At 73.8% G+C, this 16,325-nt stretch carries 10 protein-coding genes; 9 read left to right on the forward strand and 1 reads right to left on the reverse strand.

Translation table 11 applies throughout. From position 1 onward, the window contains the following. Positions 1–95 precede the first annotated feature (95 nt). The 9 genes from rimP to ACFZCD_RS13970 all read left to right on the forward strand — a co-directional run bounded on the left by rimP (position 96) and on the right by ACFZCD_RS13970 (position 12,729). Positions 96–641 (forward strand): ribosome maturation factor RimP, encoded by a 546-nt coding sequence (gene rimP / locus ACFZCD_RS13930; protein WP_391830296.1) that lies wholly within the window; start codon positions 96–98, stop codon positions 639–641. Positions 642–643: 2 nt separating this feature from the next. Further along, positions 644–1,645, forward strand: coding sequence for a transcription termination factor NusA (nusA, locus tag ACFZCD_RS13935; protein ID WP_120759658.1), 1,002 nt, complete (start codon positions 644–646; stop codon positions 1,643–1,645). A gap of 118 nt (positions 1,646–1,763) precedes the next feature. After that, positions 1,764–2,069 (forward strand): YlxR family protein, encoded by a 306-nt coding sequence (locus ACFZCD_RS13940; protein ID WP_391830297.1) that lies wholly within the window; start codon positions 1,764–1,766, stop codon positions 2,067–2,069. A 166-nt stretch (positions 2,070–2,235) separates the two neighbouring features. Further along, positions 2,236–5,298: a translation initiation factor IF-2 gene (infB, locus tag ACFZCD_RS13945; RefSeq protein WP_391830298.1), complete on the forward strand. Its 3,063-nt coding sequence runs from the start codon at positions 2,236–2,238 to the stop codon at positions 5,296–5,298. A 148-nt stretch (positions 5,299–5,446) separates the two neighbouring features. After that, entirely contained in the window at positions 5,447–5,743 is a 297-nt protein-coding gene (locus ACFZCD_RS13950; protein ID WP_106679766.1) for a DUF503 domain-containing protein, read from the forward strand. 51 nt (positions 5,744–5,794) lie between these two features. After that, positions 5,795–6,250, forward strand: a complete 456-nt coding sequence (gene rbfA, locus ACFZCD_RS13955) for a 30S ribosome-binding factor RbfA (protein WP_120759654.1) — start codon at positions 5,795–5,797, stop codon at positions 6,248–6,250. After that, positions 6,247–7,149, forward strand: coding sequence for a tRNA pseudouridine(55) synthase TruB (truB, locus tag ACFZCD_RS13960; RefSeq protein ID WP_391830300.1), 903 nt, complete (start codon positions 6,247–6,249; stop codon positions 7,147–7,149). Before rbfA ends, truB begins: the two co-directional genes overlap by 4 nt. Positions 7,150–7,506: 357 nt before the next feature. Further along, complete coding sequence (locus tag ACFZCD_RS13965) at positions 7,507–11,712, forward strand: serine protease (protein WP_391830302.1); 4,206 nt, start codon at positions 7,507–7,509, stop codon at positions 11,710–11,712. 51 nt (positions 11,713–11,763) lie between these two features. Continuing rightward, positions 11,764–12,729, forward strand: coding sequence for a bifunctional riboflavin kinase/FAD synthetase (locus ACFZCD_RS13970; RefSeq protein ID WP_391830304.1), 966 nt, complete (start codon positions 11,764–11,766; stop codon positions 12,727–12,729). Positions 12,730–12,826: 97 nt separating this feature from the next. Here the strand turns inward: ACFZCD_RS13970 and ACFZCD_RS13975 are convergent, their stop codons facing one another. Beyond that, entirely contained in the window at positions 12,827–15,994 is a 3,168-nt protein-coding gene (locus ACFZCD_RS13975; RefSeq protein ID WP_391830306.1) for an SCO5717 family growth-regulating ATPase, read from the reverse strand. Positions 15,995–16,325 lie beyond the last annotated feature (331 nt).

Below are 16,325 nucleotides of genomic sequence, written 5' to 3' on the forward strand. Positions count from 1 at the left end.
AGGCACCGAATCGTCAGTCGGCTGCCGGAACAGATAGGCTTTGACCTGACACGCGACTTTCCCACAACAGCACACGCGGCCGAGGAGTCACCCGGATGAGCACCACCCAGAGCGAGCGGCTGCGCGAGCTGCTGGCCCCTCTCGTGAGCGCGCGGGAGCTGGATCTGGAAGAGATCGAGGTGACCACGGCGGGCAAGCGGCGTGTGCTGCGCATCGTGGTGGACTCCGATGCCGGCGTCGAGCTGGACGAGTGTGCGGAAGTCAGCCGTGCCGTCTCCGAGAAGCTCGACGAGACGGACGCCATGGGCGGCGCCCCGTACGTTCTGGAAGTCACCTCTCCCGGCGCCGACCGCCCTCTGACCGAGCACCGTCATTACGTGCGTGCCACCGGCCGTCTGATCAAGGCGCAGCTCGCCGAGGGCGGCGAGCTCGTGGCCCGCATCGTCGCGGTGGACGACGAGGGGCTGGACCTGGAGGTCCCCGGGGTCAAGGGCCGCAAGCCGACCTCGCGGCGACTGGCCTTCGGCGAGATCGCCAAGGCGCGCGTGGAGATCGAGTTCAACCGCAAGGCCGCGGAGAAGACCGCAGGCACGGCGGCAGAGGCCGCCGACGAAACCGACGAGAGCCAAGAGGAGGCGTAGCCGTGGACATCGACATGAGTGCCCTGCGGGGTCTGGTGCGAGAGAAGGAGATCTCCTTCGACCTGCTGGTCGAGGCGATCGAGTCGGCCCTCCTCATCGCCTACCACCGCACCGAGGGAAGCCGCCGCCGCGCCCGCGTGGAGCTGGACCGGTCGACCGGTCACGTGACGGTGTGGGCCAAGGAGGACCCGCAGGACCTCGCCGAGGGCGAGGAGCCCCGCGAGTTCGACGACACGCCGTCCGGTTTCGGCCGGATCGCCGCGACCACCGCCAAGCAGGTCATCCTCCAGCGTCTGCGCGACGCCGAGGACGAGATCACTTTCGGTGAGTTCGCGGGCCGCGAGGGCGACGTCGTCGCGGGCATCGTGCAGCAGGGCAAGGACCCGAAGAACGTCCTGGTCGACATCGGCAAGCTGGAGGCCATCCTGCCGGTGCAGGAGCAGGTCCCCGGCGAGGAGTACAAGCACGGCACGCGCCTGCGCACGTACGTCGTACGGGTGGCGAAGGGCGTGCGCGGTCCGTCCGTCACGCTCTCGCGCACCCACCCGAATCTGGTCAAGAAGCTCTTCGCCCTCGAGGTGCCGGAGATCGCGGACGGCTCCGTGGAGATCGCCGCCATCGCCCGTGAGGCGGGCCACCGCACCAAGATCGCGGTCCGCTCCACGCGCTCCGGCCTCAACGCCAAGGGTGCCTGCATCGGCCCCATGGGCGGCCGGGTCCGCAACGTCATGGCGGAGCTGCACGGCGAGAAGATCGACATCGTCGACTGGTCGGACGACCCCGCCGAACTGGTGGCCCACGCACTGTCCCCCGCGCGGGTGAGCAAGGTCGAGATCGTGGATCTCGCCGCGCGCTCCGCCCGGGTGACCGTGCCCGACTACCAGCTCTCCCTGGCGATCGGCAAGGAAGGGCAGAACGCCCGCCTGGCCGCACGCCTGACCGGGTGGCGCATCGACATCCGCCCGGACACCGAGCAGCCCGACCGGGAATCCGGCCGAGCCTGATCACGTTCATGACACCGGGGCCCGCGAAATCGGGGGCCCCGGCATCGTGGCCGAAACGCATACGTGCCCGATCACTGCCCCCCAGGGGTGGGGTGGGCGCGGGGAGGTAGACTGAATAGTGTCTGGCCGGACGCATGCCCGCGCATGCCCTGAGCGAACCTGTGTGGGATGCCGGGAGCGTGCGGCCAAGGGCGATCTGCTGCGGATCGTGATGATCGAGGGCGCCTGCGTCCCCGATCCTCGCGGTACGCTGCCCGGCCGGGGTGCCTCCGTGCACCCCACACTGGTCTGTCTCGACCTGGCGGTCCGCCGCCGGGCGTTCCCCCGGGCCTTCAAAAGCCAGGGGCCGCTCGATACAGCGGAGCTGCGCCAGTACGTCGAACAGGCCGATGGTTCGGGCATCGCCCGGCAGGCAACACCGTAAGAAGCACGGCACGTCCGTAAGAAGCACGGCACGGGTGACCGTGCGGTCAGGTACCTCGCGAGTTGGAAGTAGGTCGAGATTGCGATGAGCACTCGATGAGTACGCGATGAGTACGCCCATGAAGTAGCGACGGTCCGGTGGACACCCCGGACCTAGAAGGAGCGAAGTGGCTAAGGTCCGGGTATACGAACTCGCCAAGGAGTTCGGAGTGGAGAGCAAGGTCGTCATGGCCAAGCTCCAAGAACTTGGTGAATTCGTCCGTTCGGCGTCCTCGACGATCGAGGCGCCGGTTGTCCGCAAGTTGACTGACGCACTGCAGGGACCCGGCGGCGCCGGCAAGCCCGGTGCGAAGCCCGCGGCGCCGCGTAAGTCCGCGGCCCCCAAGCCGGGTGCCCCCACTCCGGGTGCGCCCCGTCCCGCCGCCCCCAAGCCGGCGGCGGAGGCAGCTGCCCCCAAGCCGGCCCAGGCCGCGCCGGCCCCCGGCCCGCGCCCGGGTCCGAAGCCTGCCCCGGCGGCTCCGGCCAAGCCGGCCCCGGTCACCCCGGTGCCCGCTGCGGAGTTCTCCGCTCCGGCGCCGGCCCAGCAGACCCCGTCCGCGCAGACCCCGTCCGCGCCGCGTCCCGGCGCGACCCCCGGTCCGCGTCCCGGCGGCGCCCGCCCCGGCCCCGCCGGTCAGCGTGACGGCGGCCGTCCCGAGCGCGGTCCGCGTCCCGGTGGTGCGGGCGAGCGTGCCCCGCGTCCCGGTGGCGCCCGTCCGGCCGGTCCCCGTCCGGGCAACAACCCCTTCACCTCCGGTGGCTCCACGGGCATGGCCCGTCCGCAGGCCCCCCGTCCCGGTGGCGCCCCGCGTCCCGGTGGTCAGGGTGCCCCGGGCGCTCCGCGTCCGCAGGGCGGTCCCGGCGGTGCTCCCCGTCCGCAGGGTCCGGGCGGCGCCCGTCCGACCCCGGGCGGCATGCCCCGTCCGCAGGGTGCCCCCGGTGGCGCCCCGCGTCCCGGTGGCGCTCCCTCCGGCAACCGCCCGAACCCGGGCATGATGCCGCAGCGTCCGGCTGCCGGCCCGCGTCCGGGCCCCGGTGGCGGCGGTCGCGGTCCCGGCGGCGGCGCGGGCCGTCCCGGCGGCGGTGCCGGTCGTCCCGGCTTCGCCGGTCGTCCGGCCGGTCCCGGTGGCGGCGGTCGTCCCGGTGGCGGCGGCGGCTTCGCCGGTCGTCCCGGTGGCGGTGGCCCCGGTGGCGGTGGCGGCGGCTTCGGTGGCGGTCGTCCCGGCTTCGGTGGCCGTCCCGGCGGTCCGGGTGCCCGTGGCGGCACGCAGGGCGCCTTCGGCCGTCCCGGCGGTCCGGCGCGTCGTGGCCGCAAGTCCAAGCGTCAGCGTCGCCAGGAGTACGAGGCCATGCAGGCCCCGTCCGTCGGCGGCGTGATGCTGCCGCGCGGCAACGGCGAGTCCATTCGCCTGTCGCGTGGTGCCTCCCTCACCGACTTCGCGGAGAAGATCGGCGCCAACCCGGCGTCGCTCGTCGCCGTGATGATGAACCTCGGCGAGATGGTCACGGCCACGCAGTCGGTCTCGGACGAGACGCTGCAGCTCCTCGGCGGCGAGATGAACTACACGGTTCAGATCGTCAGCCCCGAGGAGGAGGACCGCGAACTGCTCGAGTCCTTCGACATCGAGTTCGGTGAGAACGAGGGCGGCGAGGAGATGCTCGTCGCGCGTCCGCCGGTCGTGACCGTCATGGGTCACGTCGACCACGGTAAGACGCGACTCCTCGACGCGATCCGCAAGACCAACGTGGTCGCGGGCGAGGCCGGTGGCATCACCCAGCACATCGGTGCCTACCAGGTCTCCACCGAGGTCAACGACGAAGAGCGCAAGATCACCTTCATCGACACCCCGGGTCACGAGGCGTTCACCGCCATGCGTGCCCGTGGTGCCAAGTCGACCGACATCGCGATCCTCGTGGTGGCGGCCAACGACGGTGTCATGCCGCAGACGATCGAGGCCCTGAACCACGCCAAGGCGGCCGACGTGCCGATCGTGGTCGCGGTCAACAAGATCGACGTCGAGGGCGCCGACCCGACCAAGGTGCGCGGTCAGCTCACCGAGTTCGGTCTGGTGGCCGAGGAGTACGGCGGCGACACGATGTTCGTCGACATCTCCGCCAAGCAGGGTCTGAACATCGACAAGCTGCTCGAGGCCGTCGTCCTCACCGCCGACGCCGCGCTCGACCTGCGCGCCAACGCGGAGCAGGACGCGCAGGGCATCGCGATCGAGGCCCACCTCGACCGCGGTCGCGGCGCCGTGGCCACCGTGCTCGTCCAGCGCGGTACCCTCCGCGTCGGTGACACGATGGTTGCCGGTGACGCCTACGGCCGAGTCCGCGCCATGCTCGACGACAAGGGCCAGAACGTCGAGGAAGCGGGTCCGTCGACCCCCGTCCTCGTCCTCGGTCTCACCAACGTCCCGGGCGCGGGCGACAACTTCCTCGTCGTCGACGAGGACCGTACGGCCCGCCAGATCGCCGAGAAGCGCGCTGCGCGCGAGCGCAACGCCGCCTTCGCCAAGCGCACCCGCCGGGTGTCCCTCGAGGACCTCGACAAGGTGCTCAAGGCCGGCCTGGTGCAGGACCTCAACATCATCATCAAGGGCGACGCGTCCGGTTCGGTGGAGGCTCTCGAGTCCTCGCTGCTCCAGCTCGACGTCGGCGAAGAGGTCGAGATCCGGATCCTGCACCGCGGTGTGGGTGCGGTCACCGAGTCCGACATCAACCTGGCGACCGGCTCCGACGCCATCGTCATCGGCTTCAACGTCCGCGCCGAGGGCCGTGCCACGCAGATGGCCGAGCGCGAGGGCGTCGACGTCCGGTACTACTCGGTCATCTACCAGGCGATCGAGGAGATCGAGGCGGCCCTCAAGGGCATGCTGAAGCCGGAGTACGAAGAGGTCGAGCTGGGTACGGCGGAGATCCGCGAGATCTTCCGCTCGTCCAAGCTGGGCAACATCGCGGGTGTCCTCATCCGTTCCGGCGAGGTCAAGCGCAACACCAAGGCGCGCCTCATCCGCGACGGCAAGGTCATCGCGGAGGAGCTCAACATCGTCGGCCTGCGTCGCTTCAAGGACGACGTCACCGAGATCCGCGAAGGCTTCGAGGGCGGTATCAACCTCGGAAACTTCAACGACATCAAGATCGACGACGTCATCGCGACGTACGAGATGCGCGAGAAGCCGCGCGGCTGAATCGCATAGCTCGACCCCGGGGCCGGTCGGCGGAGACATATTCCGTCGATCGGCCCCGGCCGTTGCGTGTACGGTTCGAAGAGCTCGTACACCGACACGTACCGGCAGGTACACCTCACGCCTCCCGGGTGGGCCTCACCCGTCACGCATGTATGCAGGGACTCTGTCCTTCGACCTCCTCCTCGGCGACGTACGGTCGCTGAAGGAGAAGCGCTCCGTCGTCCGCCCGATCATCGCCGAGCTGCACCGCAAGTACGCGGTGAGCGTGGCGGAGGTCGGCGACCAGGACCTCTACCGCCGGGCGACAATCGGCGTGGCGGCGGTCTCGGGGGACGCGGGGCACCTCACCGACCTACTGGACCGCTGCGAGCGCTGGGTCGCCGCACGTCCCGAAGTGGAGCTGCTCTCGGTCAGGCGGCGGTTCCACGGCGACCACGACGACTGAGCGCGTCACCGGCGCCACAAGCACAATGGACAAGAAGAAGGAGACGGACCAGTGGCCGACAACGCGCGTGCGAAAAGGCTGGCGGACCTCATCCGCGAGGTGATCGCCCAGAAGCTGCAGCGCGGAATCAAGGACCCGCGGCTCGGCTCGCATGTGACCATCACGGACACCCGGGTCACCGGCGACCTGCGGGAGGCTACGGTCTTCTACACGGTCTACGGGGACGACGAGGAGCGCGCGAGCGCGGCCGCCGGGCTGGAGAGCGCCAAGGGCATCCTGCGCTCGGAGGTCGGCCGCGCGGCCGGCATCAAGTTCACGCCGACCCTGACGTTCGTGGCGGACGCCCTGCCGGAGAACGCCCGCACCATCGAGGACCTCCTCGACCGGGCGCGCGCCTCCGACGCCCAGGTGCGCGAGGCGTCCTCCGGTGCGGCCTACGCGGGCGAGGCCGACCCGTACCGCAAGCCGGGCGAGGACGAGGACGACAAGGACGCTGCCGGCGAATGAAGCACAAGGAGACACCGCCGGACGGCCTCGTCATCGTCGACAAGCCGGCCGGCTTCACCTCGCACGACGTCGTCGCGAAGATGCGCGGCATCGCGCGGACCCGGCGCGTGGGGCACGCGGGGACGCTCGACCCGATGGCGACGGGCGTCCTCGTCCTCGGCATCGAGCGGGCGACCAAGCTCCTCGGCCACCTCGCGCTGACCGAGAAGGAGTACGTCGCGACGATCCGCCTGGGGCAGAACACCGTGACGGACGACGCGGAGGGCGAGATCATCTCCTCCGCGGACGCCTCCGGGGTCACGCGTGAGGCGATCGACGCCGGCGTCGCCGGGCTCACCGGCGCGATCATGCAGGTGCCGTCGAAGGTCAGCGCGATCAAGATCGACGGCAAGCGGTCGTACAAGCGGGCGCGCGAGGGCGAGGACTTCGAGATCCCGGCCCGCCCCGTGACCGTCTCGTCCTTCACGGTGCACGCCGTCACCCCGGCCGAGGCCGCGGACGGCACCCCCGTGCAGGACCTGCTGGTCTCCGTCGTCTGCTCCTCCGGCACGTACGTGCGCGCCCTCGCGCGCGACCTGGGGGCCGGCGCGGGCGTGGGGGGCCATCTGACCGCCCTGCGGCGCACGCGCGTCGGCCCGTACGGGCTGGGCGACGCCCGCACGCTGGACCAGCTCCAGGAGGAGCTGACCATCATGCCCGTCGCCGAGGCGGCCGCCGCCGCCTTCCAGCGCTGGGACGTCACGGAGGAGCAGGCGCGCCTGCTCGCCAACGGCGTGCGGGTACGAGTGCCGCTCTTCGAGACGACGGGGCCGATCGCGGCCTTCGGCCCGGACGGGCGCTTCCTGCTCCTGCTGGAGAACCAGGGCGGGCGGGCGAAGAGCCTGGCGGCCTTCGGCTAGACCCGGGTGCCCGCTCCGGCGGGCTCCGGGCGCCGCGGCGCCGTACGGCGGCCGGCGCGACCGCCGGCCGCGGCCTGATGCCGCTGCGGGCACGGGGCGCGGGAGCCCGGCACCCGCCGGGGCAGCCGCGCTCACAGGCCCCACTGCCGTGGGGCGGGAGGCTGCACCGCTGCTCCCCGCCCCACGATCCCCCTCCTCACAGCTGTCTATCCGTACCGCTCCCACAATTCACCCCAATGGGCAGGCGCTCGGAGTGAATGGCGGGAGTGGAAGGGGGCGCGTTGCCGCTGTGATCTGGTCCTGCCGATCATCCCCTGCCTACGGTCGGGGTAAGTGCACGGCGGGGAGGTTCGGCGGATGAGCGGTCGGCGGACCGATGCGGACGAGTTCCTGGTACGCATCAGAGACCTCGCCGGGAGGCCGCGCGGTACGGGCTTCATCGCCGATGACCGCGGCACGATGATCACCAGCCATGAGGCCGTCGACGGCCTGGCGCGCCTCGTGCTGCTGGCACCGGGCGACCGTACGTGCCTGGTGGGTGCCGAGGCGGTGACGTCCCTTCCGGGCTGCGACCTGGCACTGGTGCGTACGGAGGGGCTCGGAGTGGCCCCGTTGCCGGTCGCGGCCGCGGAGCGCATCGAGGACGGGGCGAGCGTCCGCCTGCGGGCCGGCCACTGGCAGCGCGCACAGGTCATCGGCGAGGCCCTCGTCACGTACACGGCCACGGACCGCTTCCATCTGCTCGACGCCGCGGTCGAGCTCTCCCTGGGCGAGCGCGACGGCCTGAGGCTCGGCGAGGAGGCCACCGGAGGGCCGGTCCTCGACGCCCGTACGGGCACCGTCGTCGCCGTCCTCGGTACCGCGCTCCATGCGGAACGCCGCTCCGGAGGTTTCGCGATCCCGCTCCGTGCCGCGGCCGCCGCCTCCCCGGACGGCCCCCTGGCGGTGCTCCTGGACCGGAACGCGGCCACGGTCCCCGCCTTCGGCCCGGACCTCAACCTCGCCGGTGCCCTCCAGCTGACGGCGACCTCCCTCGGCCCGATCATCACGGCACGCGACTGGCGCGACCCCGTGGAGCGCCCGGAGATCGCCCGGGAGTTCACCCGCTTCCTGGAGCCGGACGAAGAGCCGGACGACCAGGAGAGCGCGGGCGCCGCTGCCGACGCGCCCGTGGACGGCGGCGAGTGGATGCCCGGGGAAGGCAGTGGGCCGATGCCCGGGGATGCCGGCGAGCCGTCCGTCCCCGAACCGCCGCCCGACGAACAGGGCCCCGTGCCCGGCGGCGCTCCGGGGGCGCCGGGCGTCCTGGTGGTGACCGTCCCGCCGAGCGCCTGGCGCGGCACCCCGGGCGGTGGTCCCGGCGGGCGCTGGATCGGGGACCTGCCCGGCGCGCGGAGCCCCGCAGACCCGCCGGAGCCCCCCGCGCCCCCCGCCCCGGACGGCCCGGGCTCCCAGGACGGTCCCGCGCCCGCCGTCCTCGGACTCGTCGGCGGCCCCGGGACAGGCCGTACGACCGAGCTCCTCTCCCTCGCCTCGCGCCGCGCACGGGGCGCCGAACCGGCCCCCACCCTGTGGCTGCGCGGTGCGGACCTGGAGGAGGGCGACACCAGCCTGCGGGACGCGATCGCGCGCGCCCTCGCCGCCGCCGCCCGGATCGTCACGGCCTCCGCAGGAGCCGCGGGCACGGTGGGCGACCCGGCCGAGGCCACGCCCGAGGCGGTGGCAGCCCTGGGGCACCGCATGGGGCGGCCGCTCCTCGTCGTCCTGGACGGCCCGGAGGAAGTGCCTCCCGTCCTCGCCCACGCCTTGCCTGCCTGGACCGCGGCGACCGCCGCGTGGCTGGAGGAGACGTCCGCCCGGCTCGTCGTGGCCTGCCGCCCCGAGCACTGGGAGACGGCCGGTGACCTCTTCCCGCGCACGGCGCTCCACGTGTCGGCGACGTCGGCCACTCCGCGCAGCCTCCCGCCGTGCGTCAGCCTGACCGACCTCGGCCCCCTGCAGGCCGAGCGGGCCCGTGCCCTCTACGGCATCCCGGCCGACGCCATTCACCCGACGGACGCCGCCCACCCGCTCGCCCTCCGGCTGCTCTCCGAGGTGCGGGCGGCGCTCCCGGACGGCACCGCGCCCGGCGGGCGGGCCGGGGAGGACGGGGCCAGGCCCCCGGACCGCTGGGACATCTTCTCCGCCTACCTGGACCTCGTCTGCCTGCGCATCGCCGTGCGGCTGGCCGCCGAGCGCCGCCCCGCGCTGCGCGGCACGGCCGTGCGCCGGCTCGCCGCACGCGTGGCCGGGCAGGTGCATGAGGCGGCCCGCAGGTGCCTCGGCCCCGGGCAGGGCGAGCTGGAGCGCGAGGCCTTCGAGGAGCTCTTCCCGTGGCGCAACGGCTGGGCTTCGGCCGTCCTCACGGAGGGGCTGCTCGTCCCGGCCGGCACGGGCTACCGCTTCGCGCACGAGGAGTTCGCCGACTGGCTGCAGGGCGCCCACCTCGACCTCGACGCCGCCCTGCACGCCCTCGTGCACCGCTGGTACGAGCCCGAGAACGGCTCCGGCGAGCACGACGCGCGCCTGCCGTCACGGCCGGGCGGCGGGCCCGCGCCGGAGGGCCACGTGCCGCCGCCCCCCGGGTCCAGCCGGGCGCGCTCCACGGCCGCACGGCGCCGCAGCCGCCGCGCGGCCCGGCAGAGGGCCCGCAGGCCGCTGCCCGTGCCGCGGCACCGCATCGGGCCCGTCCTCCAGGCGCTCCTGCTCCTGGCGCGGCGCTCCGGACCGGACGCCCTCGCCCGCCGGCTGGGCGCCCTGGTGGACGCCGTCGCGGCGCTCCCGCCGTCCGAGCAGGCCGCGGCCGCGGACGGCGAACGCCGCCCCGCGCTGCCCGACCCCGCCTGGTGGGCGGCGCACCTCCTCGGCGAGACCCTCCTGCGCGTACCCGACGCCACCCCGTACCTGGGAGCCCTCCGGCTCCTCGCCGAGCGCCTCACGGCCCGCTCCCTGGCCCTCGGCGGCTTCGACAGCGGGGCGACGCGGTCCCTGGGCGGCCTCGCCGAATTCGGGCCCTGGTTCTGGCTCCGGCTGCCCCTCGGGCTCGCCGAGCGGCTCGACCTGCTGCGGCTCCTGCTGCCCGCCGACGCCCCGCCCCCCGGGCAGAGCCCGTACCAGCCCCATGCGCTGGAGAGCTCCGCCCCGGGCTCCGCGCAGCCCCAGCAGACGCCCCAGCCGCCGCACACGGACCGCTTCCTGCCAGCCGTCATGAACGTGCTCGCCGAGGAGCCGTGCGCTGCGCAGGCCCTGCTGTGCCGCTGGTTCTCCGACGAGCGCCCCCTGCAGGCCGCCCCGTACGGCGATCACCTCAGGCTCACCGTCTCCACGGCCGCCCAGGTCCTCCTCCACACGCACCGGCACCGCGCCGTCGACGACCTCGCCGAGGCCCTCGTGGACGCCGCCCACCCCCGCGCCGACGAGCTCCTCGCCGCCCTCGCCGAGGACGAGCCGTCCGCGATCTGCCGCGCCGTGGACCGGTGGGCCCACGACGACCGCATCGAGCGGCACGTGGCGGCGGCCGCGTACGCCCTCAAGGCCGTCCCGCACGTGACCACCACCGCCGACCGCGAGCTGCTGCGCTACGCCGCGCTCGCCCTGCTGGCCCGCCCGGCGGAGGGCGCCCTGCACGGCAGCGCGCTCGCCCTGCTCGTCCGCGATCGCGAGACCCGCGCCAAGCACCTCCAGCGCGCCCTCGACCTCTTCGCCGCACGCGACCCGCACCTGCCCGCCGGCGCCCTCGCCCCGGCCCTGACCACCCACCCCGAACCCGTCCTCGCCGCCTACCGCGCGCGCCTCTACGTACGCGGCGACGGCCCCGGAGACGTGCTGCGCACCCTCGCCGAGGTCACCACGCCCGCGCTCGCCCGGCGGGCCGCCGCCCTCGTCCAGGAGTACGTCGAGCACCATCCCGAGGGGTCGGAGCTCGCGGCCGCCTTCGTGGACCGCCGGCTCGAGGAGGGCCCCGCGGCCCGCTCCGTCCTCTTCCCGCTCGTCGTCCACCTGCTCAGCAGCCGCCCGCCCCAGGTGCGCCGCGCCCTCGCCCCCGTCCTGGCCCACCCGGGCACGCCGCTGTCGCGGCCGCTGCGGCAGGAGCTGCTGGAGGTGCTGCTGGAGCGCGAGCAGTACGGGCCCTTCGAGCGCGACGTCACCGTCCTGGACGCCCTCCTGCGCGCGGTCGCCGCGGGTGCTGCCGAGCGCACCGAGGCCCGCACCCGCGACCTGGTGCACCGCACCGGTCTGCTGATGGCCCGCAGCCCCGAGGGGGCGGCCTGTTTCGACCGCCGCATGGTGCAGCTGTCCCGCGAGATCCCCGTCTTCGGGGAGCAGGTGCTGCGCTGGCTGCGCTCCGCGCCCGCGCAGTGGGCCGTCGTGGTCGGCCCGCGGGCGCGCATCAAGCTCACCGCTTGGGCGGGGGACGAGAGCGCAGAGGGCGCCGCGGACCACTCCGGGCGGGGCGGGGGCCCTGACCTGACAGTCACGGGACCGGCCGATGCGGGGCGCCGAGAACCGGCATGGCACTCTTAGTCCTGCGTAATCGACAGACAAAAGTTCGGGTTCGGGCGAGGAGCGGGCACAGTGCAGCGCTGGCGTGGCTTGGAGGACATCCCCCAGGACTGGGGGCGCAGCGTCGTCACCATCGGCTCGTACGACGGTGTGCACCGCGGGCACCAGCTGATCATCGGGCGGGCCGTGGAGCGGGCGCGCGAGCTCGGCGTGCCCTCGGTCGTGGTGACCTTCGACCCGCACCCGAGCGAGGTCGTGCGGCCGGGCAGCCACCCGCCGCTGCTGGCGCCGCACCACCGGCGTGCGGAGCTCATGGCCGAGCTGGGTGTCGACGCGGTGCTGATCCTGCCGTTCACGGCGGAGTTCTCGAAGCTCTCGCCCGCCGAGTTCGTGGTGAAGGTGCTGGTCGACAAGCTGCACGCCAAGCTGGTCGTGGAGGGCCCCAACTTCCGCTTCGGCCACCGCGCCGCGGGCACCGTCGACTTCCTCGCGGAGCTCGGCGCCACGTACGACTACGACGTGGAGGTCATCGACCTCTACGTGAGCGGCGAGGCGGGCGGCGGGGAGCCGTTCTCCTCCACCCTGACGCGCCGTCTGGTCGCCGAGGGCGACGTCGCGGGGGCCATGGAGATCCTGGGCCGCCCGCACCGCGTCGAGGGCGTCGTGGTGCGCGGCGCGCAGCGGGGCCGTGAACTCGGCTACCCGACGGCCAACGTGGAGACGCTGCCCCACACCGCGATCCCCGCCGACGGCGTCTACGCCGGCTGGCTGACCGCCGGCGGCGAGTCGATGCCCGCGGCGATCTCCGTCGGCACGAACGTGCAGTTCGACGCGACCGAGCGCACCGTCGAGGCCTACGCCATCGACCGGACCGATCTCGACCTCTACGGGCTCCATGCGGCCGTGGACTTCCTCGCCTACCTGCGCGGCATGGAGAAGTTCGAGTCGATCGAGGCGCTGCTGCTGTGCATGGCGGGCGACGTGAAGCGGGCGCGGGACCTGGTGGCGGCGTACGAGAAGGAGAAGGACGCCGCCTGACCGGCCGGCGCTCTGCCTGAGACGTGAGGAAGGGCCCCATGCGGCGATCGATCGCCGCATGGGGCCCTTCCTCGTGCGCTCTGCGCCCCGTGCGGTGCTACTGCTGCGGGTAGCCGTACGCACCCGGCTGACCGGGCTGGCCCTGCTGCGGGTACGGGCCGGGCTGCTGGGGCTGCGCGCCGCCGTACGGGCCCTGCGGGGCGTACGGGTGGTGGTACGGGGCGGCGGCCGGCTGGCCGGGCTGCTGTGCCTGCTCCGGGGCGTACGGGGCGGCTGGCATCTGCCCCATGGGGGCGGCCTGCTGCGGCTGCTGGGGCGTGGGTTCGCCGCCCCATACGCCGCGCTGCTGCTGGGCGCGGGTGAAGTCCTCCGCGACCATGGCCGAGAGGTTGAAGTACGCCTCGCGGGTCTTCGGTCGCATCATCTCCAGGTCGACCTCGGCGCCCGTCGCCAGGTGCTCGTCGAACGGGACGACGACCACGCCGCGGCACCGCTGCTCGAAGTGCGACACGATGTCCTCGACCTTGATCATCTTGCCGGTCTCGCGGACCCCGGAGATCACCGTGACGCTGCGCGAGACGAGATCGGCGTAGCCGTGCGCGTGGAGCCAGTCGAGCGTGGTGCTGGCGCTGCTCGCGCCGTCGACGGACGGCGTGGAGACGATGATCAGCTGGTCGGCGAGGTCGAGGACGCCGCGCATGGCGCTGTAGAGGAGACCGGTGCCCGAGTCGGTGAGGATGATCGGGTACTGCCGGCCCAGCAGGTCTATCGCCCGCCGGTAGTCCTCGTCGTTGAAGGTCGTCGAGACCGCGGGGTCCACGTCGTTGGCGATGATCTCCAGGCCGGAGGGCGCCTGCGACGTGTACCGGCGGATGTCCATGTAGCTGTGCAGGCTCGGGATCGCCGAGACGAGGTCACGGATCGTCGCGCCGGTCTCGCGGCGCACGCGGCGGCCCAGCGTGCCCGCGTCGGGGTTGGCGTCGATCGCGAGGATCTTGTCCTGGCGCTCGCTGGCGAGCGTCGCACCGAGCGCGGTGGTCGTGGTCGTCTTGCCGACGCCGCCCTTGAGGCTGATCACGGCGATCCGGTAGCAGGAGAGGACGGGCGTACGGATCAGCTCCAGCTTGCGCTGCCGCTCCGCCTCCTCCTTCTTGCCGCCGAACTTGAAGCGGGGCGTGGCGATCTGCTTCTTCGGCTTCGGCTTGTTGCGCAGCAGCCGTTCCGAGGAGAGCTCCATGGAGGCGGTGAACCCGAGCGGGGCCCCGTGCACGGACCGCTGCCGCTGCTCCGGCGTCACCGTGGGCCAGCCTCCGGCGCGCGGGTCGCTGGGCAGCCCGGCCTGGGCGCCGTCCGCGGCGGGCGGGAGGCCGTTGTCGCCGTACGGGGTCTGGGCGTACGGGGAGGGGGCGGGAGCAGGTGCCGCGGCCGCCTCATGCGCGCCCGTGGGGCCCGGCTGCGCCTGCACGGCCGGCGGCAGCGCGGGGGAGCCGCTGAAGCCGTGGTGGGCCTGCGGGAGTTGCTGAGGGTCGGCATGGGGCACGGGGGCCGGTGCCGGGGCCGCAGGGGCCTGCTGGGCATCGGGGTGCGGGAGACCGTCGTGGGGCGGCGGTACGGGGGCGCCGTGCGCGTCGGGGCGCGGGGCACCGTCGAGCGCGGGTGGCACCGGGGCATGGGGCGCCGGGGCATGAGGCGCCGGGGCGTCCGGGCGCGGGTACCCGTAACCACCCTGCAGTGCCTGGGGGTTCGGGGCGGGCGGCATGGACGGCGCGGGGGCCTCATGCGGCCCCGTGAGGCCCTGCGGCGTCGGGGCGGCCGTGTTCTGCGCGGGGGGCAGGGCGGGGGCCTGCTGCGGCTGCTGTGCCTGCTGCGGTTGTGCCTGGGGCGCAGGGAAGGGCTGGGGTGCCGGTGCCGGCGCGGCTGCCCCATGCGCGTCGGGGCGCGGGTACCCGTAGCCGTCCTGCGGTACGGGGGTGTTGAACGGCGGCGGCACAGGGGGACCCTGAGGGGACGGCTGCTGAAGAGGAGGCGTCGATGGGTACGGCGCAGGCACCGCATCGTGCGGCGGGACCGGGGCGTTACCGGCCCCGTGCGGGGCCGCCTGAGGCACGGCAGGCGCCTGCGGAGCCTCGCCGGCAGCAGGCACGGCCGGACCGTCGTCCTGCTGGGCCTGGGCCTGCGCCTGGGGCGCGGCGTACGGGCCCGGAGCGGGCGGGAAGCCCTGCGGAGCCGGGTGAGGAGGATTCGCGGGCACGGCGGCCGCCTGCTGCGCATCCGGCGCCGGGGCCGCCGGGGCGAAGTCCGGCGGGAGAGGCGGCAGGGCGGCCTGGGGGATGGGCGGCGGGGCCCACGTGGCCCCCTGCGCGTCCTGTTCCGCTTCCGCAGGCTCCCTCGCGCTGTCCTCGGCCGTACGGTCGGCAACCCTGTCCCGCAGAGCGGCGGCGGAGAACCGCATGGTGCCCTCGGGGCGCGAGGGGGCGGCTTCGGGCTCGGAAGCGTTGCCCGCGCTCCCGGAAGCCGACGCGCCCTCAGAGCCGTTTCCGGCATCCCCGGAGACGGCGGGGGAGGCAGGCGCGGGAGCGGTGGCGGGCGTGGCCGTCGCAGAGGTCTGTTCGGCCGCCGCGGCATCGCCGGCAGCACTGCTTGCGGAAGGAATGCTCGCGTCCGCCGCCGGGTTCACACCCGGCTCGGGGCTCGCTGCGTGGTGACCCGCGTCGGCCCCGTGCGCCTGCCCCGTGCCGGCCTCGGCGTCGGCCCCGTGCGGGCTCGCCGAGGGCGTGTCAGCTGAAGCAGGGGCGGCGTCACCGGCGGGAGGCGTGGCAGCCGGACCCGTGACGCCGGCTGCCGCGCTCTCCGTGCCGGACGTGGATCCGCCGGCCTGCCCTGCGGCCTCTGCCCGTACCGGCGCAGGGGAGAAGCGCATCGTGGCAGGACTGCTGATTGCGCCTCCTGCGGGAGTGGAGGAGAACGCTTCAGGAGCGGGCTCCGTGCGGTCGTTCTGCTCGCTGCCCGCCGGGGGCGCCATGCGCAGCGGTTCACCCGAAGGCGGGGGTGGCAGCACCGGTGCCGCCTCACCCCCGGTGCCACCCTGGCCCGTCGCCGGTGACACGGCGGAAGAGGCGTTCTGCGTGTACCAGGCGGGTGGGGTGTAGTCGATGGTGAACTCGCCCAGGGTGTCGGGCCCCTGCTCGTGCTCGTGACCGGCGTCGGACCGGTCCTCGCCGGCTGCGGACCCGCCTGCTCGGATCTCGTCCCGATCGCTGCTCACATTGCCTCCTGGTGTGGTCTAGCGCCCATGAAATGCCTGTCGGGCCCGACCGTTCCCGTCGTCCGACCGCCCGGGTGTCCCCCGTTTGCGACGGGGGATGCCATGGAGGCCCCCCGTCCGTACACCCACCCAGCCTAATCGTCATACGCACCATGGGGGCAGGCCCGCCCCCACCCCACCGGCCGACCTGTGCATCACCGTCGGCCCCGGGCCGCAGCAACCGGACCGGTGGGGCACGGGAGGCGGGTGATACAAAGATTCCCCGCTCGAGTGCCACAACAGCGCGGGATCCACGCCCGATTCGCTCCTTTCCGGCGGAATCGCCAACGTA

Origin of the sequence: Streptomyces sp. NPDC008001 (assembly GCF_042958085.1) — a bacterium.
Classification (GTDB): Bacteria; Actinomycetota; Actinomycetes; order Streptomycetales; family Streptomycetaceae; genus Streptomyces.